At 65.3% G+C, this 19,688-nt stretch carries 18 protein-coding genes; 14 read left to right on the forward strand and 4 right to left on the reverse strand.

The annotated features are described in order from the left end of the window. Nucleotides 1-138 precede the first annotated feature (138 nt). The 7 genes from G9Q80_RS05380 to G9Q80_RS05410 all read left to right on the forward strand — a co-directional run bounded on the left by G9Q80_RS05380 (nucleotide 139) and on the right by G9Q80_RS05410 (nucleotide 6,896). The gene (locus G9Q80_RS05380) at nucleotides 139-1,383 is read left to right on the forward strand and encodes a sarcosine oxidase subunit beta family protein (RefSeq protein ID WP_088716706.1); all 1,245 of its coding nucleotides are present in this window, start codon (nucleotides 139-141) and stop codon (nucleotides 1,381-1,383) included. Further along, the gene (locus G9Q80_RS05385) at nucleotides 1,380-1,739 is read left to right on the forward strand and encodes a hypothetical protein (RefSeq protein ID WP_133066460.1); all 360 of its coding nucleotides are present in this window, start codon (nucleotides 1,380-1,382) and stop codon (nucleotides 1,737-1,739) included. Before G9Q80_RS05380 ends, G9Q80_RS05385 begins: the two co-directional genes overlap by 4 nt. Beyond that, nucleotides 1,739-2,068 carry a sarcosine oxidase subunit delta gene (locus tag G9Q80_RS05390; protein ID WP_043146459.1) on the forward strand — a complete coding sequence of 110 codons (330 nt, stop codon included), beginning with the start codon at nucleotides 1,739-1,741 and terminating at the stop codon, nucleotides 2,066-2,068. Before G9Q80_RS05385 ends, G9Q80_RS05390 begins: the two co-directional genes overlap by 1 nt. A 61-nt stretch (nucleotides 2,069-2,129) precedes the next feature. Next, nucleotides 2,130-5,150, forward strand: a complete 3,021-nt coding sequence (locus G9Q80_RS05395; RefSeq protein ID WP_088716705.1) for a sarcosine oxidase subunit alpha family protein — start codon at nucleotides 2,130-2,132, stop codon at nucleotides 5,148-5,150. Next, nucleotides 5,143-5,715 (forward strand): sarcosine oxidase subunit gamma, encoded by a 573-nt coding sequence (locus tag G9Q80_RS05400; protein ID WP_088716704.1) that lies wholly within the window; start codon nucleotides 5,143-5,145, stop codon nucleotides 5,713-5,715. Before G9Q80_RS05395 ends, G9Q80_RS05400 begins: the two co-directional genes overlap by 8 nt. A gap of 71 nt (nucleotides 5,716-5,786) precedes the next feature. Next, nucleotides 5,787-6,203, forward strand: a complete 417-nt coding sequence (locus G9Q80_RS05405; protein ID WP_088716703.1) for a hypothetical protein — start codon at nucleotides 5,787-5,789, stop codon at nucleotides 6,201-6,203. Nucleotides 6,204-6,296: 93 nt separating this feature from the next. Further along, on the forward strand, nucleotides 6,297-6,896 hold the full coding sequence (locus G9Q80_RS05410; protein ID WP_088716702.1) for a superoxide dismutase: 600 nt from the start codon (nucleotides 6,297-6,299) through the stop codon (nucleotides 6,894-6,896). 83 nt (nucleotides 6,897-6,979) lie between these two features. Here the strand turns inward: G9Q80_RS05410 and G9Q80_RS05415 are convergent, their stop codons facing one another. Next, complete coding sequence (locus G9Q80_RS05415; RefSeq protein WP_088716701.1) at nucleotides 6,980-7,273, reverse strand: DUF1330 domain-containing protein; 294 nt, start codon at nucleotides 7,271-7,273, stop codon at nucleotides 6,980-6,982. 251 nt (nucleotides 7,274-7,524) lie between these two features. On the opposite strand from G9Q80_RS05415, the gene G9Q80_RS05420 reads away from it, so the two are divergent. Together G9Q80_RS05420 and rarD are read left to right on the forward strand one after the other, a co-directional pair. Next, the gene (locus G9Q80_RS05420) at nucleotides 7,525-8,061 is read left to right on the forward strand and encodes a DUF3592 domain-containing protein (RefSeq protein ID WP_088671517.1); all 537 of its coding nucleotides are present in this window, start codon (nucleotides 7,525-7,527) and stop codon (nucleotides 8,059-8,061) included. 69 nt (nucleotides 8,062-8,130) lie between these two features. After that, the gene (rarD, locus tag G9Q80_RS05425) at nucleotides 8,131-9,045 is read left to right on the forward strand and encodes an EamA family transporter RarD (protein ID WP_088716700.1); all 915 of its coding nucleotides are present in this window, start codon (nucleotides 8,131-8,133) and stop codon (nucleotides 9,043-9,045) included. Here rarD and G9Q80_RS05430 read toward each other — a convergent pair. Further along, nucleotides 8,988-9,539: an LOG family protein gene (locus tag G9Q80_RS05430; RefSeq protein ID WP_088716699.1), complete on the reverse strand. Its 552-nt coding sequence runs from the start codon at nucleotides 9,537-9,539 to the stop codon at nucleotides 8,988-8,990. The two genes, rarD and G9Q80_RS05430, sit on opposite strands and share 58 nt — an antisense overlap. A 128-nt stretch (nucleotides 9,540-9,667) precedes the next feature. Between G9Q80_RS05430 and G9Q80_RS05435 the strand changes: the two genes are divergently transcribed. Then, entirely contained in the window at nucleotides 9,668-11,683 is a 2,016-nt protein-coding gene (locus tag G9Q80_RS05435; RefSeq protein WP_088716698.1) for a LysM peptidoglycan-binding domain-containing protein, read from the forward strand. A gap of 274 nt (nucleotides 11,684-11,957) precedes the next feature. Continuing rightward, complete coding sequence (locus tag G9Q80_RS05440) at nucleotides 11,958-13,775, forward strand: ABCB family ABC transporter ATP-binding protein/permease (protein ID WP_088716697.1); 1,818 nt, start codon at nucleotides 11,958-11,960, stop codon at nucleotides 13,773-13,775. 78 nt (nucleotides 13,776-13,853) lie between these two features. Here the strand turns inward: G9Q80_RS05440 and G9Q80_RS05445 are convergent, their stop codons facing one another. Continuing rightward, on the reverse strand, nucleotides 13,854-14,483 hold the full coding sequence (locus G9Q80_RS05445) for a CatA-like O-acetyltransferase (protein WP_043146826.1): 630 nt from the start codon (nucleotides 14,481-14,483) through the stop codon (nucleotides 13,854-13,856). A 154-nt stretch (nucleotides 14,484-14,637) separates the two neighbouring features. Here G9Q80_RS05445 and G9Q80_RS05450 point away from each other — a divergent pair, with 154 nt between their 5' ends. From G9Q80_RS05450 to G9Q80_RS05460, 3 genes are all read left to right on the forward strand, one after another. Continuing rightward, nucleotides 14,638-16,788: a malate synthase G gene (locus G9Q80_RS05450; protein ID WP_069209590.1), complete on the forward strand. Its 2,151-nt coding sequence runs from the start codon at nucleotides 14,638-14,640 to the stop codon at nucleotides 16,786-16,788. A 196-nt stretch (nucleotides 16,789-16,984) separates the two neighbouring features. Continuing rightward, nucleotides 16,985-17,911: a Hint domain-containing protein gene (locus G9Q80_RS05455; RefSeq protein ID WP_232788314.1), complete on the forward strand. Its 927-nt coding sequence runs from the start codon at nucleotides 16,985-16,987 to the stop codon at nucleotides 17,909-17,911. Between the two features lie 122 nt (nucleotides 17,912-18,033). After that, nucleotides 18,034-18,810, forward strand: coding sequence for a gamma-glutamyl-gamma-aminobutyrate hydrolase family protein (locus tag G9Q80_RS05460; RefSeq protein ID WP_043146824.1), 777 nt, complete (start codon nucleotides 18,034-18,036; stop codon nucleotides 18,808-18,810). 374 nt (nucleotides 18,811-19,184) lie between these two features. Here G9Q80_RS05460 and G9Q80_RS05465 read toward each other — a convergent pair whose 3' ends face one another. Continuing rightward, a complete protein-coding gene (locus tag G9Q80_RS05465; RefSeq protein WP_133066459.1) occupies nucleotides 19,185-19,565 on the reverse strand; it encodes a hypothetical protein in 381 nt (126 codons plus the stop codon). Nucleotides 19,566-19,688: the final 123 nt, after the last annotated feature.

Consider the following 19,688-nt stretch of genomic DNA (forward strand, 5'->3'; position numbering starts at 1 on the left):
CTGGCGGGTCGGAAAAAAGGACAAAATCCCACTGTGACGCGCCATGTCGCAACCACACGAGATAGTGACGGTTGCATGCGCCTGGGCTATGACTTTTGTGTGCATCACACCCGAAACGGACCGACCGGATTCGAGCCCATGAAACGTTATTCCGCCTTTGCCATTGCCCGAGAAGCCCTTTCCGGCCACAAGAACTGGGAACGCGCCTGGCGCAATGCCCAACCCAAAAGCCGCTATGACGTGGTCATTGTCGGCGCGGGCGGACACGGGCTGGCGACCGCCTATTACCTGGGCAAGAACTTTGGCATCACCAATGTCGCGGTGATCGAAAAGGGCTGGCTGGGCGGCGGCAACACCGGGCGCAACACCACGATCATCCGCTCGAACTATCTTCAGGATCCCTCTGCCGCGATCTATGAAAAGGCGCGCAGCCTCTACGAGACGCTGAGCCAGGAGTTGAACTATAACGTCATGTTCAGCCCGCGCGGCGTCATGATGCTGGCCCAGACAGAGCACGAGGTGCGCGGCTATTTGCGCACCGCCCATGCCAACGCCCTGCAGGGGGTCGAGACGCGCTTCATCACCCCGCGCGAGGTCAAGGAGATCATGCCGATCATCAACCTCGACGGGCCGCGATACCCCGTGCTGGGGGCGCTCTGGCAGGAACGCGCCGGCACCGCGCGCCACGACGCCGTGGCCTGGGGCTATGCCCGCGCCTGTTCCGCAATGGGCATGGACATCATCCAGAAATGCGAGGTGACGGGCGTGCGCCAGGAGGGCGGGCGCGTCACCGGGGTGCAGACCACAAAGGGCGACATTTCCTGTGAAAAGCTGGGCATCGTCGTGGCCGGACACTCGGGCGACATGGCGGCCAGGGCGGGGTTCCGGCTGCCGATCGAATCCGTGCCGCTGCAGGCGCTGGTGTCAGAGCCGATCAAGCCGGTCATGGATTGCGTCGTCATGGCCAACACCGTGCACGGCTACATGAGCCAATCCGACAAGGGCGAGATGGTCATCGGCGGCGGCACCGACGGGCACAACGCCTATACCCAGCGCGGCAGTTTCCACCACATCGAGGAAACCGTGCGCGCCCTAGTCGAGACCTTCCCGATGGTCTCCCGGCTCAAGATGCTGCGGCAATGGGGCGGCATCGTGGATGTCACCGGCGACCGCTCGCCGATCCTGTCGAAAACCCCGCTGGAGGGCTGTTTCATCAACGCCGGCTGGGGCACGGGCGGGTTCAAGGCGATCCCGGGCTCGGGCTGGGGCTTTGCCGAGCTGATGGCGCGGGGAGAGTCGCCGCTCTGCGAGGAGTTCTCCATGTGGCGCTTCGGTGAGGGGAAATTCATTGATGAGTCGGTCGCGGCGGGGGTGGCGCATTGATAAGCTACTCGCCCGATCCCAAAGCGGTTGCAGTTCTACTGCATCCCTTGTCGATTTCTTTCGCGATTTTTGCGTTTGGTCTGATCGGCGGCTACATTGCCGAGGATTTGCTTGGCAATTCCATGTTTGAACGTTTCGGGGCTTTGACTGCGGGTCTGGGCGTGCTTGTTTTCGGCTTTGTTGCTGCCGAACTGCTAAATCGCTCTCAAGACGCTCGATTTGCCCGCGAAGATGATGACCCTAGCGACCCATTCTCGGTGTCCAACATCAGAAGTGCTCCGAATTATCAAGCATTTCTTGTATTTGTTGGCACCCTCCAATGGGGTTTCGGAAGTATTGTCATGGGAGGCAATTGATGCTGACCCTCAAATGCCCCTATTGCGGCGTCCAGGCCGATGAAACCGAACTGCACGCGGGCGGCGAGGCGCATCTGACGCGGCACGGCCCCGGCTCCTCGGACGCGGACTTCGAATCCTACCTCTTCATGCGGGAAAACCCCAAGGGCGTGCATTTCGAACGCTGGCGCCACGTCAACGGCTGCGGCAAGTGGTTCCACGCCGCGCGCTGTACCATGACGCTGGAGGTCTTCGGCACCTATCCCGCCCAGACCTCTGAGCCGCCGAAAAAGATCCGCGACGCGATCACCGCCAAACGCCCCGGCTGGACGTGGAGAGAGCTGTCCTGATGTTTCTTCTTGGCAAAAATACCCCAAAATTCACCGTCCTCACAGCGTGGAGCCCTGAGACATGAGCACCCGTCTCACCACAGGCGGCCGCCTGGTCGACCGCAGCAGCGACATCCGGTTCACCTTCAACGGCAAGACCTTCCGGGGCCACGAGGGCGACACGCTGGCCTCGGCGCTCTTGGCCAATGACCAGATGCTGGTGGGGCGCAGCTTCAAGTATCACCGTCCGCGCGGCGTGGTCGCCTCCGGCGCCGAGGAACCCAACGCGCTGGTCAATCTCGGGCGAGACAACAGGCATGAGCCCAACCAGCGCGCCACGACGACAGAGCTGTTCAACGGGCTGCAGACCACATCGCAGAACCACTGGCCTTCGCTCGACCATGACATCGGCGCGCTGAACGGGCTGTTCGGGCGCTTCCTGACGGCGGGTTTCTACTACAAGATGTTCATCCACCCGCGCCCCTTCTGGAAGCACCTGTACGAACCCTTCATCCGCCAGTCGGCGGGGCTGGGCCGCGCGCCGGACCCGGAAACGCGCGACCCCGACACCTACGAACATTTCCATGCCTTCGTCGATGTCGTCGTGATCGGCGGCGGCGTGGCCGGGCTGCAGGCGGCCAAGGCGGCGGCGGACTCCGGCGCCAAGGTGCTGGTCCTGGAACAGACGGCCCATTGGGGTGGGCGTGCGCCGGTGGATGGCGGTTCGATCGACGGGATGACGCCCGGGGAGTGGGTGAACAGGACCGTAGAAGCCCTTGAAGGCATGGAGAATGTCACCCTGCGGACCCGCAGCATGGGGGCAGGGGTCTATGATCACGGCTACCTGCTGGGCTACGAGCGTCTGACCGATCACGCGCCTTTCATGAAAGGCCCGCGCCACCGTTTGTGGCGCATCCGCGCGAAACAGATCGTGACGGCGACCGGCGCCATCGAGCGGCCGCTGAGCTTTGCCGGCAACGACATTCCCGGCGTCATGCTGGCCTCTGCCATGCGCGATTACCTCGTGAACTACGGCGTCGTGGCGGGCCAGAAGACCGTCGTCGTCACCAACAACGACGACGCCTACCGCACGGCGATCGCCCTGAAACAGGCGGGGGTGCAGGTGCCGGCAGTGATCGACGCGCGCCAGATGGGCGGCGGCGCGCTGATGGAAGAGGCGAAATCGCTGGGCATCCGCGTCGAAACCGGCCGGGCCATCGCCAAGGTCAAGGGCGGCAAGCGCGTCACTGGCGTGGCGATTTGCGCGATGGCCGGCGTCGGCGCCATGCTGGAAGAGATCAAGTGCGATGCCGTGGCCATGTCGGGTGGCTGGTCGCCGGTGGTGCACCTCTGGTCCCATTGCGGTGGCAAACTGACATGGGACGAGGAACACGCCTTTTTCCGCCCCGATCCCGAGCGTGCACCAACCAGCCACGACGGTCTGCCTTTCGTCACCGTGACGGGCAGCGCCAATGGCGAAATGGACCTCAAGAGTGTTCTGGAAGATGCTGACAGGGCAGGGAAAACATCCGGGAAGGCCGCCGGCGGCAAACCCCGCCGCTTTGCCCCGCCCAAGGGCGAGAGCGCAGAGGAAATGCCGCTGCGTCCCGTCTGGCTGATGCCGGAAAACGCCTGGGATGATCTGCGCATGAAGTCGTGGCTGGACTACCAGAACGACGTCAAGGTCTCGGACGTGCAGCTGGCCGCCCGCGAGGGCTATGAAAGCGTCGAACATACCAAGCGCTATACCACCCTGGGCATGGCCACGGATCAGGGGAAACTTAGCAACATCAACGGTCTGGCGACCCTTGCTGCGTCACTGGGTGAAGAGATCCCGCAGGTGGGCACCACAACCTTTCGCCCGCCCTATACGCCCATCAGCATGGGGGCCATCGCGGGCGAGGCGCGCGGCGAGATATTCCAGCCGATCCGCAAGACGCCGATGCACGCCTGGCACGAGAAACACGGCGCCGCATGGGAGCCGGTCGGCCACTGGCGCCGCCCCTACTGCTATCCGCAACAGGGGGAGAGCAAGCACGACGCGGTCCACCGCGAGGTGCTGGCCACCCGCGAGAGCGTCGGCCTGCTCGATGCCTCGACTCTTGGCAAGATCATTGTGAAAGGGCCGGATGCGGGGCGCTTTCTCGACATGCTTTACACCAACATGATGAGCACGCTGAAACCGGGCCGCTGCCGCTATGGGCTGATGTGCACGGAAAACGGCTTTCTGACCGATGACGGCGTGGTGGCACGGATCGACGAGGACACCTTCCTCTGCCACACCACCACCGGCGGCGCGGACCGCATCCATGCCCACATGGAGGAATGGCTGCAGACCGAATGGTGGGACTGGACAGTCTACACCGCCAACGTGACCGAGCAATTCGCGCAGGTCGCCGTGGTTGGCCCCAATGCGCGCAAGCTGCTGGAAAAGCTGGGGGGCATGGATGTCGGCAAGGACATGCTGCCCTTCATGGCCTGGGCCGACGGCACTCTGGCGGGGTTCCCCGTGCGGGTCTACCGGATCTCCTTCTCGGGCGAACTCAGCTACGAGATCGCGGTGCCCGCCAACCTTGGCCGCGCCTTCTGGGACAGGGTTGTCGAGGCTGGCAAGGAATGGAACATCACGCCTTACGGCACCGAGGCGCTGCACGTCATGCGGGCCGAGAAGGGCTTCATCATGATCGGGGACGAGACCGACGGCACGGTGATCCCGCAGGACCTGGGCCTGCATTGGGCGATCTCGAAAAAGAAAGAAGACTATCTGGGCAAGCGCGCGCAGGAACGCAGCCACATGGCCGATCCGAACCGCTGGCAGCTGGTCGGGCTGGAAACCGTTGACGGCTCTGTCCTGCCGGATGGCGCCTATTCGGTGGCACCGGGCAGGAACGCCAACGGGCAGCGCAACACGCAGGGCCGGGTGACCTCGACCTATCACTCGCCGACGCTGGGCAAGGGGATCGCGATGGGCCTTGTCCACAATGGCCCCGACCGGATGGGAGAGATCATCCCCTTCATCAGGGACGATGGCGAGACCGTGGTCGAGGCCAGGATCGTCAGCCCGGTGTTCTTTGACCCCGAAGGAGAGAAGCAGAATGTCTGATCCGGTTCTGCCGCTCGGCGGCGCACAATACGAGGGCCTGGTGGACGTCCGCGAGACCGGGCCGCAGGGCATGATCGCCCTGCGCGGGGACCTGGCGGATGCATCCCTGCAAGAGGCCGTTACCAGCCTGACCGGGCTGCCCATGCCCGACATGCGCGGCGCGCAGGTTCTGGGCGAAAGCGGGGTGCTCTGGATGTCGCCGGACGAACTGCTGCTGCTGGTGCCCTACCGACAGGCCGCGCGCGCCTGCGCGCAACTGTCCGAGGCCCTGCAAGGGCAGCACGCGCTGGTCGAGAATGTCTCGGACATGCGGGCGATGTTCCGGCTGCGCGGCACGCAGCTGCGCGACGTACTGGCCAAGCTGGCCCCGGTGGACTTTGCCCGTGACGCCCTGCCGGTGGGCGAATTGCGCCGCACCCGGTTCGCGCAGGTGGCTGCGGGTGTCTGGTTCAGCGATGACACCACGGCGCAGGTCTTCTGCTTCCGCTCGGTTGCGGAGTACATGTTCAACCTGCTCTGCACCGCCGCCGATCCCGACGCCTTCGTGGGGTTTCACGCCGGCTGACCGGGCAGGGCGGTTGCCTTGGAGGGCGGCTCTGCCGATAGTGGCCGGGCCCACCCCGAAACGGAGCCGCCATGCGCCGCCTCATCCTGTCCGCTTTCTTCCTGGCCGCCCTCTCCGGGGGCGCGGCGGCGGAAAAGATGGCCTATCATTGCCGGATCGACGGCACGTCAGAACGCCAGTGGATTCAGCCGATGATCTTCATCGCGCTGGACCGGGCCATCGACCGCGTGGTGGTCTCTGACGCCTCGATCCTGGTTTTCAACGACGGCGTTCCGGTCGAAGGGCAGCTGGTCCGTGACAACAGCTCTCGGGTGACCGTCTCGTGGGAGCTGGAAGTGCGCGCCTCGGGGAACCGCCGCCTGCTGCTGGACTATCGCGCGACATTCCTCAAGGCCAGCCGAAAGGTCAACGTGACGGCGCAACCCCGTGGGAAGGGGACGCTTTTCAACAGGGCGGGAAACTGTTTGCCGACAAAACTTTCTCCTTGAAGTCACCTTTGGGGACCGAGGCAGGGTTGACCTTCGGCGGGAAGGGGGACACCTATTGGGGCAATGAACCGCCACATCACGAAGGGGTGAACCATGTCTTTCGAACTTCCCGATCTTCCCTATGCGCACGACGCACTGGCCAGCCAGGGCATGAGCCAGGAGACGCTGGAATACCACCACGACATCCACCACAAGGCCTATGTCGACAACGGCAACAAGCTGATCTCCGGCACCGAGTGGGAAGGCAAGAGCCTCGAAGAGATCGTCAAGGGCACCTATGACGCGGGCGCCGTGGCGCAGTCGGGCTTCTTCAACAATGCCTCGCAGCACTGGAACCACATGCAGTTCTGGGAAATGATGGGCCCCGGCCCGAACGCCATGCCGTCCGAGCTGGAAGCGGCCATCAAGGACAGCTTCGGCACCGTCGACGAGTTCAAGTCGCAGTTCTCCGCCGCGGGCGCGGGCCAGTTCGGCTCGGGCTGGTGCTGGCTGGTCAAGGACACCGACGGCGGCCTGAAGGTCACCAAGACCGAGAACGGCGTGAACCCGCTGTGCTTTGGCCAGACCGCGCTCTTGGGTTGCGACGTGTGGGAGCATTCCTACTACATCGACTTCCGCAACAAGCGTCCGGCCTACCTGACCAACTTCCTCGACAACCTGGTGAACTGGGAAAACGTGGCCTCGCGCCTGTAATTCCATGTGCGGGGCCGTGTGCGCCCCGACCGGATGAGAAAGACGCCCTCGCAGATTGCTGCGGGGGCGTTTTTCGTGTGATCCTAGGCAAGCCGGTCCACCAGCACGGCGTTCAGCGACGATCCGCTGCGCCGCAGCCGGGCAAGGTCCTGGAACTCGTCGGAATTCCAGAAAGCCCTGGCATGGTCACGGTCCGGAAAGGCGAGGATAAAGGCCGCGTCGGGCAGGGGATTGTCCCCCTCCAGGTGTTCCGGTGCGCCGCCCCGGACAAGGAATTCGCCCGAGTGGGCGGCCACAACCGCCGGGATCTTGGCGAAATAGGCCTCCATCCAGTCCCGACTGTGAATCTGCATCTGGCCGATGACAAATGCCCCCATATCGCTGCTCTCCCGCTGTCTTGCCCTGACAGGCTATGCGGATATGGACCGTGCGACAATCCTCATGCCGGACGCCGCCAAAGCCGGAACCCCACGATTCACAAGGGCGCAAGGACGCCCTATGGTAAGGTTATCCCGGGTCCATCCGGGCCGTCGGCAGCATTTCGGGAAGGTTATTTTTGCATGGATACGACAGGGGCTTTCGTGGATCGCCCGGACGGCAGTCCGGCACGGTCGGGGACAGGTCAGACATGGGGGGCACGATGCTGCGCAACCTGATCGTCCAGATGAACCAGACCCAGCAATTCCTGTGGCGGACGCATCCGGACGGGCGGCGGCAGGTGTCCTGGCGGGTCTGGCTGCTGATCTTCGTGACGCCGGTGCTGTTCCTGGCGACGGCGGCGCTGCTGGCCTATGACAGCGTCAGTTTCGTGTCGCGCGCGGACCGCACCACCGGCGAGGTGGTGCGCGTCTACGAGTGGGAGGACTGGACCCCCTGGGCGGGCAACCATACGGTCTACGGCCCGGTCTTCCGCTATGAATTCCGCGACGGCGAGATGACCGAGGCCAGCCTGGGACAGTCCTCGGCCAACTGGGGGTTCGAGATCGGATCGCGGCACGAGATCCTGTTCAATCCCGAGACCAGGGGCAATGTCAGGCTGCCCCTGTTCGAACACCTCTGGGCGCTGCCGCTGACGATTCTCTGCATCGGGCTGATCACTCTCATCCCGGCGCTGTTCGGGGCATGGCGGGTGCGGCGCTGGCTGCGCGGCGGGGCAGGTGGCTGAGCAGCCGTCGCGTCGGCTTGCAGTGGTCGGCGCGGCTCTGTAGGGCAGGGGCACTGACCGGAGACGACCATGCCCCCCCAGACCCAAGGCATCCTCCTGATGATCGGCGCCTGTTCGATCTGGGGGCTTTCGCCGATCTACTACAAGCTGCTGCTGCACGTCCCGCCGCTGGAACTCCTGGCGCATCGCACCTTCTGGTCGCTGATCGTCTTTGCCGGGCTGCTGGCGGTGCAGGGCCGCCTGCGAGAGTTGCGCGGCGCGGTCGGTCGGCCAAGGGCCGCACTGATCACCGCTATCGCGGCGCTGATGATCACCGCCAACTGGTTCCTCTTTATCCTCTCGGTGCAGATCGGCCAGGTGCGTGAAACCTCGCTGGGCTATTACACCTTCCCGCTGGTCGCTGTCCTGCTTGGGGTCGTCGTCCTGCGCGAACGGCTGTCGGCGCTGCAATGGGTCGCCGTGGGGCTGGCCACGCTGGCGGTGGCGCAGCTGACCTGGGGGCTGGGGGCGGCCCCCTGGATCGCGCTGGTCCTGGCCACGACCTTCGGCATCTACGGCATTGTGAAGAAACGGCTTTCCGTCGGTCCGGTCGTGTCTGTCACGGGGGAGGTGCTGTTGCTGGCGCCCTTTGCCCTGGGCTGGCTTGCGGTGCTGGAACTGCAGGACAAGGCGATCTTTGGCGATGACCTTTATACCTCGGGCCTGCTGGTCTTTTCCGGCTTGCTGACGGCGCTGCCGCTGGTGCTCTTCTCGGCCGCGGCGCAGCGGGTCAACATGACCACGCTGGGCGTGCTGCAATACCTCAACCCGACGCTGCAATTCCTCTGCGCCGTGGTTATCTTCAAAGAGCCGCTGACCCCCTTCCACCTGATTGCCTTCGGCCTGATCTGGGCCGCGCTGGCGATCTACTCGGTCGCGGGGTTTGCTCAGGACAGGGCGCGCCGCAGAAGTGTCATGACATCCTCCGCCGAACCGCCGCTCTGAACGAATTCCAGCAACGAGGGATCGGCAAAGCCTGTGTCCACGACATGGTGCATCAGCGCCTTCAGCGGTTCCCAGTAGCCGGCCACGTCCAGCAGGATGATGGGTTTCGCATGCAGGCCCAGCTGGCGCCATGTCAGTACCTCGAAGAACTCGTCCAGCGATCCCGCGCCGCCGGGCATGACCACCACCGCGTCGGCGTTCATCAGCATGACCTTCTTGCGCTCGTGCATGGTCTCGGTGACGACGAAACTGGTCAGATCGGTCTTGCCGACCTCCAGCTGCAGGAGATGGGTGGGGATCACGCCGAAAGTCTCTCCGCCAGCGGCCTGCGTGGCACGCGCGATCAGCCCCATCAGGCCCACGTCGCCCGCGCCGTAGACCAGCCGCCAGCCTTCCTGCGCCAGCGCCTCGCCCAGGGCGGTGGCCTCTGCCGCGTAGTCGGGATTTCCCCCCTTGCGGGAACCGCAGTAGACGCAGATGGACATGGTGGACATTTCAGGCTCCAAGGCTTGCAGAAAAAACGACTTTTGACGCTTCGTAGCCTGTGGTTTATAAACGCTCAACCATCCTGTGGCCCCGCTGGGGGGCCGAGGCCGCAGGCGCTGTCATTCGGAAGGCTGCCATGAGCAAGATCGCACTCTACTTGGCCCTCGCCGGCGCCGGCACTGCCGGGGCGGTGACTGTCATGGTCGCCACCGGCATGATCGACCCGCCCTGGGGCGCAACGCCCGATGGACCGGCTCCCGATCCGGTGGTCGCCGCGCCGGATGCGCCGCCGGTTCCCAGCGTCGACGCGCCCGACACGCCGCTGGCGGCCTCGACAGTTGCCAAGCCGTCCGCAGACCCGGTCAAGAGCGACGATCCCGTGCCTGCGCCCTCGGCCACGGTGGACAAGCCCGATCCCGCAACCCGCCCGGTCGAAACCGCGGATGGCCCGGATCCGGCTGACCCGGCAGAGGCGACCGATCCGGTGGCGCCGCCGCTGGATACCGCCGATGCTCCTGTCCCGGCAGAGGCACCGGACGCGCCGGCCCCGACCCCTGCCGAAGGGGCAGAGGCCGCGGCGCCGGATGTCTCGATCGCCGCGGTTGATCCCGATGGCCCCGCGCCGGACCAGACCGTGCCCGGCCCGGCCCCGGACGACGCCCCCGACGAAACCGTCGCCGCAGCCGCCCCCGTGGCAGGGGCCCCCGATCCCGACAGGCCCGATCCAGACAGACCCGAGGCCGAGTCCCCCGACCCCGAGGCACCGGAGGCAGCAGGTGCGCTCCTGCCGCTCTTCGATCCCGACGCGGCGCCGGTGCAGGAACTGCTGCTGGATGGCGACGAGGCAGTGATCCGCCCCAGCTTTGACGTGGTACGGGCCGAAACCGACGGCTTTTCGCTGATCGCGGGCGGCGGTGAACCGGGCGCCCTGCTCGAGGTGATCGTGAACGGCGAGCCGGTCGAAAAGCTCAAGATCGGTGGCGACGGAAAATTCACGACCTTCCTCAACCTGCCGCCGGACCAAGGCGCCGTGATCACCCTGCGCCAGACCGCCAAGGAACGCACCGTCCTGTCCGAGGGCGAGGTCATCGTCGCGCCGCGACAGGTGGCCGCCGCCGACCTGACGCCTGAACGCCAGCCGAAAACGCCCGTGGCCACCGGCCCGATCCTGGAACAGGAACCGGACGTGGATGCGCCTGCCGGTGATGCCCCGCTGGCCACCGCCGGTCCCGATGCCGGTCCCGTCGATCCCGAGGGCGCGCCGCCCGCGCCGGGCGATCAGCTGGCCCGGGTCGATCCGCAGCCCGAGGTCGGCGCCGGTCCCGACCCACTGGGTGCGCCCAAGTGGAACGGCGCCCCCCAGCGCGGCCCTCTGCCGGGCACCGATCCGGGGCCTGCCATCGCCGGCGCCCCGCCGCGTCCCGGCGGCCTTCCGGGCACGCAGGCGCCGGTGGACAGCCAGGACCCGACCGCGCCCCGCGCCAGCACGCGCGACCCGGCCAGCCCCGATGGCGCGGTGCCCGTTGCCGGAACCGCCGCTCCGCGCGCCGGGGATGACCCTGTGATCACCGCGCGGGCTGAACCGGACGTGGGCGACGCCCCGCCGACCGCGCTGCCCCCCGCCGTCCTGCTGTCCTCGCCGCGCGGGATCGAGGCGCTGTCGACCGCGCCCATCGCGCCGGGCGACGTGGCGCTCGACTCGATCAGCTATGACGACGAGGGCGACGTGCTGCTCTCGGGCCGGGGCAAGACCGCGGCCTTCGTGCGGATCTACCTGGACAACACCCCCGTCACCACCTCGCGCATCCGCGAGGATGGCCGCTGGCGGGTGCAACTGCCCGAGGTCGACCAGGGCACCTACGTGTTGCGCGTCGACCAGATCAACGAACGCGGCCAGGTCATCGCCCGAGTCGAAAGCCCGTTTCTGCGCGAGAGCGCCACGGTGCTGGAACGGGTGGTCTCCGAGGGGGCAGGCCCGGTGCGCAGCGTGACGATCCAGCCGGGCAACACGCTCTGGGGGATCTCTCGCCAGCGCTACGGCGACGGGATGCAATATGTCCGCATCTACGAGGCCAACCGCGACCGCATCCGCGACCCTGACCTGATCTATCCCGGCCAGATCTTCGACCTGCCGCAGACGGTGACCGACTGAGCCAGGTTCAGCGTCCGTAACTGGCGGAAGCCGGGCAGAATGGGGCATGCCCCTTGTTCCCCTCCTGTGCCCTCGCGGTCGTCCCCTGGGCTCTCTTGCAAACCGGGGAAGCTGCGGGGGCCTCCTGCCTTCTTTGGTTTCGCAAATACCTCGGGGGTGAATGCGCCCCTGGCGCAGAGGGGGCAGCGCCCCCTTCTCCCACGCCGGAGCCGGGCGCCGCTTGCAGATCCGGGCGCCGCGGCCTAGGTGATAGGGCCAAACAGGAAAGCCTTTCATGCCCCCCGACACCTCTACCGATGCCCAGATCGCCCGCGACGAACGCCGTTCGGGGTGGCGCACGATCCGTCGTGTCGGCCCCTATCTCTGGCCCGAGGGGCAGACCTGGGCCAAGCGTCGCGTCGTCATCGCGCTGGGCTTCCTGATCCTGGCCAAGCTCATCGCCGTGGCCACCCCGATCCTCTACAAGCAGGCGGTCGACACGCTGTCGGGGGATGTCTCGGACCTGATGCTGGGGGCGGTGGGGCTGACGGTGGCCTATGGCATGGCGCGGCTGATGACCGTCGGGTTCCAGCAGTTGCGCGACGCGGTCTTTGCCAAGGTCGGCCAGCGCGCCCTGCGGCGGCTGGCGCTGGAAACCTTCACCCATATCCACCGCCTCTCGATGCGCTATCACATCACGCGCAAGACCGGCGGACTGAGCCGCATCATCGAGCGCGGCGTGAAAGGCGTGGAATTCCTGCTGCGCTTCCTGCTGTTCTCCATCGGGCCGCTGATGCTGGAGCTGATCCTGGTCGCGGCGGTGCTCTTCTATCTTTTCGACGTCTGGTACCTGGTCGTCGTGGTGGGTGTGATCGCGCTCTATGTCGCCTTCACCTTCAAGGTGACGGAATGGCGGGTGAAGCTGCGGCGCGAGATGAACAAGCAGGACACCGACGCCAACCAGAAGGCGATCGATAGCCTGCTGAACTTCGAGACGGTCAAGTATTTCGGCGCCGAGGCGCGCGAGGCGGCACGCTATGACCGTGCCATGCAGGGCTACGAACAGGCGGCGATCAAGACGGCCACCTCATTGGCCATGCTGAACGTGGGCCAGTCGCTGATCATCACCTCGGGGCTGGTGGCCGTCATGGTCATGGCGGCTGTGGGGGTGCAGAACGGCGCGCTGACGGTGGGCGATTTCGTCATGGTGAATGCCTACATGATCCAGATCACCATGCCGCTGAACTTTCTCGGCACGGTCTACCGCGAGATCCGCCAGGCGCTGGTGGACATGGGCGAGATGTTCGACCTGCTGGAACAGCCGCGCGAGGTGTCCGACAAGCCCGGCGCACCGGACCTGGCGGTCTCCGGCGGAGTGGTAGACTTCGCCGGGGTGCGGTTCGGCTATGACCCGGCGCGCCCGATCCTCAAGGGCATCGACGTCGCCGTGGGCGCGGGCGAGAACGTGGCGCTGGTCGGTCCCTCGGGCTCTGGCAAGTCCACCATCGGGCGGCTTCTGTTCCGCTTCTACGACGTGGACGGGGGCGCCGTGCGCATCGACGGACAGGATCTGCGCGACGTGACCCAGGACAGCCTGCACGCGGCCATCGGCGTGGTGCCGCAGGACACGGTCCTGTTCAACGACACGATCCGTTACAACATCGCCTACGGTCGCGACGGCGCCAGCGACGCCGAGATCGTGGCGGCCGCGAAAGCCGCGCAGATCCATAGCTTCATCGAAAGCCTGCCCGAGGGCTACGACACCCAGGTCGGCGAACGGGGGCTGAAGCTTTCGGGGGGCGAGAAACAGCGGGTGGGCATCGCGCGCACCCTGCTCAAGGACCCGCCGATCCTGCTTCTGGACGAGGCGACCAGCGCGCTGGACACCGAGACAGAGGCCAGCATCCAGGACGCGCTGCGCCGCGCGGGCGAGGGGCGGACGGTCATCACCATCGCGCACCGCCTGTCCACCATCGCCGACGCGGACCGGATCGTGGTGTTGCAAGAGGGCGAGGTGGTCGAGCAGGGCACACATGACGCGCTCCTGGCGCAGGGCGGGCGCTATGCCGCGCTCTGGGCGCGGCAGCAGGCCAGCGAGGAAGAGGCGGCCTGATTGTCTAACCCCGTCCCGGGCCTGACCCGGGACCCCGCTGTTGCGGAGCGCGGCGCAAGCCGGGACGGGGGCGTTGCCTCACCCCGCGTCCAGCGCGGTCTGCACCCCCTCGAAGAACCCGCCCAGGTGTTCGCCGTCCACCAGAGCATGATGCACCTGGATGCCCATCGCCATGCGCCAGCCGGTGCCCTCGGGCACGATCTTGCCCCAGGCCACCCGGGGGATGCAGTCATCCGCATGCGGCAGGGCATTGTCCAGCGCCGTGAAATCCAGCCAGGGCAGGCAGGACATATAGGCCACGCCGTCCATCCCCTCGGCATTGCCGGCCAGCGTCGCGCGGTTGCGCGCCTCCTCGATGGCCGCCTCTGCGCCCGCGTCGAAACGCGCAAAATCGGGGTCGAAAGGAACGTAGGAAAAGTTGAACCCGCCGTCCGGTCGCGGCACCGGGGTCGACAGCATCACCCTGTCATGCCGCACCACGCTGTCGCCGCGAAACCGCATGTTCAGTTCCGGCACGCCGTGCAGCCCGCAGCCGATGGCATGCAGGCTGGCGCGGAACAGCGAGTGCCCCGCCGCCTTGCGCACCTTCATCAGATGTGTCGCATCCATCCGCACGGTCACCGCGTAATGCGGCTTTTCAAAGCTGCGGAACCAGCGGAACTGCGGCGTGCGTGGCCATGTCTCCAGGTCGACGGGGTGTTCGGCCATTTGGGCATCTCCGGTAAGGCCCCGTCCGGATGCCGGTTTCAAACGCACCTTGAAACTGTTTAAGGCCGCGCAGGGGCAATCCGGAGGGTGTGAAATGTTGCCTATCGGAAACAGGATGCTAGGGTCTGCGTCAAGCCATCACGAGAGGTATACTATGGTCGACCGAGTGGAACGCGCCGGGTTGAACGTCGACGAAGGACTGGCCAGCTTCATCGAAGAGCAGGCCCTTCCGGGCACCGGTATCGGGGCCGAGGGGTTCTGGCAGGCGCTGTCGGAGCTGGCGCATGACTTTGGTCCGCGCAACCGCGCCCTGCTGGACAAGCGCGAGGCGCTGCAGAAACAGATCGACGACTGGCACAAGGCGCGCGCCAACCAGCCGCATGACCACGAGGCCTACAAGGCCTTCCTGACGGAAATCGGCTACCTTCTGCCTGAAGGCGGCGATTTCGAGATCGAGACCGCCAATACCGATCCAGAGATCGCCACCGTCCCCGGCCCGCAGCTGGTGGTGCCGATCACCAATGCCCGTTACGCGCTCAATGCCGCCAATGCCCGCTGGGGCAGCCTTTACGACGGGCTGTACGGCACCGACGCGATGGGCTCGCTGCCACCGAAAGGCGGGTATGAGAACGGCCGTGGCGCCCGGGTGATCGCCCGCGCCCGCGTCTTCCTGGACGAGGCCTTTCCTGTCGAGGGGGTCAGCCATGCCGACGCCCGCCGCTACCACGTTCAGGGTGGCGCGCTGCTGGTGGACGATCAACCGCTGATCGACCCGTCGAAATTCCGCGGTTACCGCGGCCACCCCAAGGCGCCCGATGCGGTGCTGCTGTGCAACAACGGTTTGCATGTCGAGCTGGTCTTTGACCGTACCCATTTCATCGGCGCCCGCGACCAGGCGGGGCTGGCGGACGTGCGGCTGGAATCGGCCGTCTCGGCGATCATGGACTGCGAGGATTCCGTGGCCTGCGTCGATGGCGAGGACAAGACCCTGGCCTATGCCAACTGGCTGGGCCTGATGCAGGGCACCCTGTCGGAAACCTTCGAGAAGGGCGGCAAGAGCGTTACCCGCAAGCTGACCCCGGATCACGAGTTCCTGGGCGCCGACGGCGCGCCTTTCACCGTCAAGGGCCGCGCGCTGATGCTGGTGCGCAACGTCGGCCACCTGATGACCAACCCGGCGATCCTCTTGCGCGACGGCTCGGAGATCTTCGAGGGGCTGATGGACGCGCTGATCACCGTGCTGATCGCCCGCCATGACCTGCAACGCACCGAAGGCGGCTTGCGCAATTCGCACACCGGCTCGGTCTACGTGGTCAAACCCAAGATGCACGGACCCGAGGAAGTGGCCTTCGCCGACGAGGTATTCACCTTCGTCGAGAAGGCGCTGAACCTGCCGCAATACACCGTCAAGCTGGGCATCATGGACGAGGAGCGCCGCACCTCGGTCAACCTCAAGGAATGCATCCGCGCCGCGAAACACCGGGTCGCCTTCATCAACACGGGCTTCCTTGATCGCACGGGCGACGAGATCCACACTTCGATGGAGGCCGGCCCCTTCAGCCGCAAGGATTTCATCAAGCGCAAGGGCTGGATCGGCGCCTACGAGGCGCGCAACGTAGACATCGGGCTGGAGTGCGGCCTGTCCGGCAAGGCGCAGATCGGCAAGGGCATGTGGGCCATGCCCGACAAGATGGCCGCCATGCTGGAGGCCAAGATCGAACATCCCAAGGCAGGCGCCAACTGCGCCTGGGTGCCGTCGCCCACCGCCGCCACGCTGCACGCGCTGCATTACCACAAGGTCGACGTCTTCGCCGTACAGAAGGCCCTGCGCGCCGGTGGCCGCCGCGCCCATGTGGACGCGGTGCTGGAGATCCCGCTGGCCTCCTTCCGCAAGTGGCGCCCCGAACAGGTCCGCCGCGAGGTCGAGAACAACGCCCAGGGCATTCTCGGCTACGTCGTGCGCTGGATCGACGCCGGGGTCGGCTGTTCCAAGGTGCCCGACATCAACGATGTCGGCCTGATGGAAGACCGCGCCACCTGCCGCATCTCGGCCCAGCATATCGCCAACTGGCTGCACCACGGCGTCGTGTCGCGTGACGAGGTCATGGAGATCATGAAGCGCATGGCCGAGGTCGTGGATGGCCAGAACGCGGATGACCCGTCCTACCAGCCGATGGCGCCGGGCTTTGACGGCATCGCCTTCCAGGCGGCCTGTGACCTGGTCTTCGAAGGCCGGGTGCAACCCTCTGGCTATACAGAGCCGGTGCTGCACAAGCGTCGGCTGGAGCTGAAGGCGGCGGGCTGACCCTCCGACCGTGGAACCGGCCCCCGTGCGGCGGGGCCGGTTGCCCGGGATTGCAACACTTTTGGGCCGGAAAACCTTGATCTTGTATTAATGATTTGATTGCCATTGGCAAAGAAACCAGACTGCTGCCCGAAAGCGCGCCAGTCGGATCTTGTGCGCAGTTCATTTGACATCATGAAACGTGGGGTAATCAGTCGTGGCCATTACATATACAACCGAAGGATATATCGGCCTGTCCGGCGTCACCATTACAGGCGGGCAGGGGCAACCCGGCAGCACGCTGTCGTGGACAGGGTTGTACAACTTCGCTGATGAAGACGACAACTACCCGATAACCGACGTTGACGAAGACGGGTTGCTCGATGCAGGAACCGACTGGTTCGTCGGCGATAGCGTTGATTTCACGGGGTACACGATCACCATTGGCGGTGTCGAGTATCCCGTTTTTTTGGGCGTTGGTGGTTATGGTGTTCCCCTGCCGCAGAACGGGTCCACCCAGACCCTGATCCCCTCCAGCGGCACGACAAACGCCTACCAGGCCGAGGCCCAGACCTATCTCTGCTTTGCCGCCGGGACAGAGATCGCCGGACTCGAGGGCGCGCGTCCTGTCGAAGACCTGCGGATCGGTGACATGATCCTGACGGCGGATGGCCGGGCGGTGCCGGTGAAATGGATCGGGCGCCAAACCCTGCACAAGCGGTTCACCCCGGCAGAGCGCTTTGCGCCCGTGCGGGTGCGGGCCGGGGCGCTGGGGCAGGGTGTTCCGCACAGCGACCTGGTGCTGACCGCCGACCACGCGCTGATCCTCGACGGGCTGGCTGTCAACGCGGGCGCTCTGGTGAACGGCACCACGATCACGCGTGACCCGCTGGCCAGTCTGCCCGAACGCGTGACCTATTACCACGTCGAAACCGAAGGCCACGAAGTCATCCTTGCCAATGGCGCAGCGGCGGAAACCTTTGTCGACTACCTTGGGCGGCGCGCCTTCGACAATTTCGCGGAATACCTCGCCCTCTATGGAGAAGACCGCACCATTTTGGAAATGAACCGCCCTCGCGTCAGGTCCGCCCGGCATCTGCCCGCCGCGCTCAGTGCAAGGTTGGCCGGGGGGGCCGCTGCCTGAGGATGCCCGACTGACAGGCAATTCCGCGCCCTGTGTGCCGCCGCAGGTCCGTCTGTGCGGGCGGACACTTTTCGGGCGCGCCCATGTGGTCTACATATTCGCTGTTCACAAGGAGCAGGAACATGGCGCGCCCCATCGTCGGCATCATTGGCAACCAGTACCTGATCAACGATCAGTATCCGACCCACGCGGGCGGCACGATGAACTCCGAGGCCGTCTCCGAGGTGTCGCACTGCCTGCCTGTCGTGATCCCCTCGGACCCGCGGCTGGTCAGTGTCGACGAACTGCTCGAAGCCTTTGACGGCTTCGTGCTGACCGGCGGGCGCCCCAATGTCCACCCCGAGGAATACGGCGAGGAATGGACAGAGGCGCACGGCCAGCCCGACCGCAACCGCGATGCCATCACGCTGCCGCTGGTGCGGGCCTGCGTTCAGCGCGGTCAGCCCTTTCTGGGCATCTGCCGTGGCTTCCAGGAGGTCAACGTGGCGATGGGCGGGTCGCTTTACCCGGAAATCCGCGAATTGCCGGGCCGGATGAACCACCGGATGCCCCCCGACGGCACGCTGGAAGAGAAATTCGCCCTGCGCCACAAGGTCTCGCTGACCGAGGGGGGACCGTTCCACAAGCTGTTCGGCTCTGCCGAGGTGATGACCAACACGTTGCACGGGCAGGGGATCAAGACCGCCGGGTCGCGTATCGTGATCGACGGCTTTGCCCCCGATGGCACGCCAGAGGCGATCTACGTCAAAGATGCGCCGGGCTTTACCCTCTCGGTGCAGTGGCACCCGGAATGGAACGCCGCCAGCGACCCGGTATCGCGTCCGCTGTTCGAGGCCTTCGGCGCCGCCGTACATGCTTGGGCGAAAAAGGGCGCCGAGGGGCTGCGCGTCGCGGGCTGAAATCCCGTCATCTATCGATTTGGCAACGAAAAAGCCCCTGCCGTGATGGCAAGGGGCGGGTAATCGTTAAACAAATGCCCGAGAACAATGATACGGGTCTGGCCTATACTTTAGGGTATATTTCCCGCTTTGCCTAGGGAATGTGGACGAAAGATGGCCCTCTTTACGCGACGTCTGCTTTCGGCCCCTTGATGCAGCGCGTCGGACGATCTGATGCTGCGCCGCAGCTTCGCCAGTGCGGCCATTCGTGCATCGTGCAGCATGTTCTTAGGTCAAATGACCGCAACGCGGGACATTATGAACTTTCGCTGCGGCTGCGCTGATGGCAGCAATCCGTTGCGCCCGATTAGTCGCCGGAACCAGTTCATGGAACACTAGCTGCGCGCATTTAGCTTCGCTCTTGCAAACTTGCCTTGCGCTTGTTGCAGATCTTGTAAGCCCTTGTCTGGAAGCTTGTTGCGTCGAAGAAAATTAAGCGCATGCCCAGATACGATATGCGCGTGCCCTATGCGCTCTTGAATCGTCAATAACTTAGACGCTGTGCGGTCTTCCAAGAGTATCAGTGAACCGATAACAGCCTCGTCCAATGACATTACTACAATGTAGTCCGCGATCTGCCTTTCAGACAAGGCTCCGGTTCTTTCGGAAATATAGTCAGATAAAGGAATTCGGTTGATTTTCGACTCCACGTGGCTGCCTCGCTTTGCTCCGAAAGATTGATAGCAGGCATTCGTCGATGTCGCAGCATCGATCAACAGGGCTCGAACCCGTCATGCGGCGGGGCTGCGATCAGGGCCGACAGCTTTGCCAGGCGCAACGTCCGCTTCCGGCATTTCGGGGGCAAGGCGCCCGGCCTTGGGCCGGGCAGACCTCCGGGT

Source organism: Mameliella sp. LZ-28, from assembly GCF_012274245.1.
Taxonomy (GTDB): Bacteria; Pseudomonadota; Alphaproteobacteria; order Rhodobacterales; family Rhodobacteraceae; genus Antarctobacter; species Antarctobacter albus.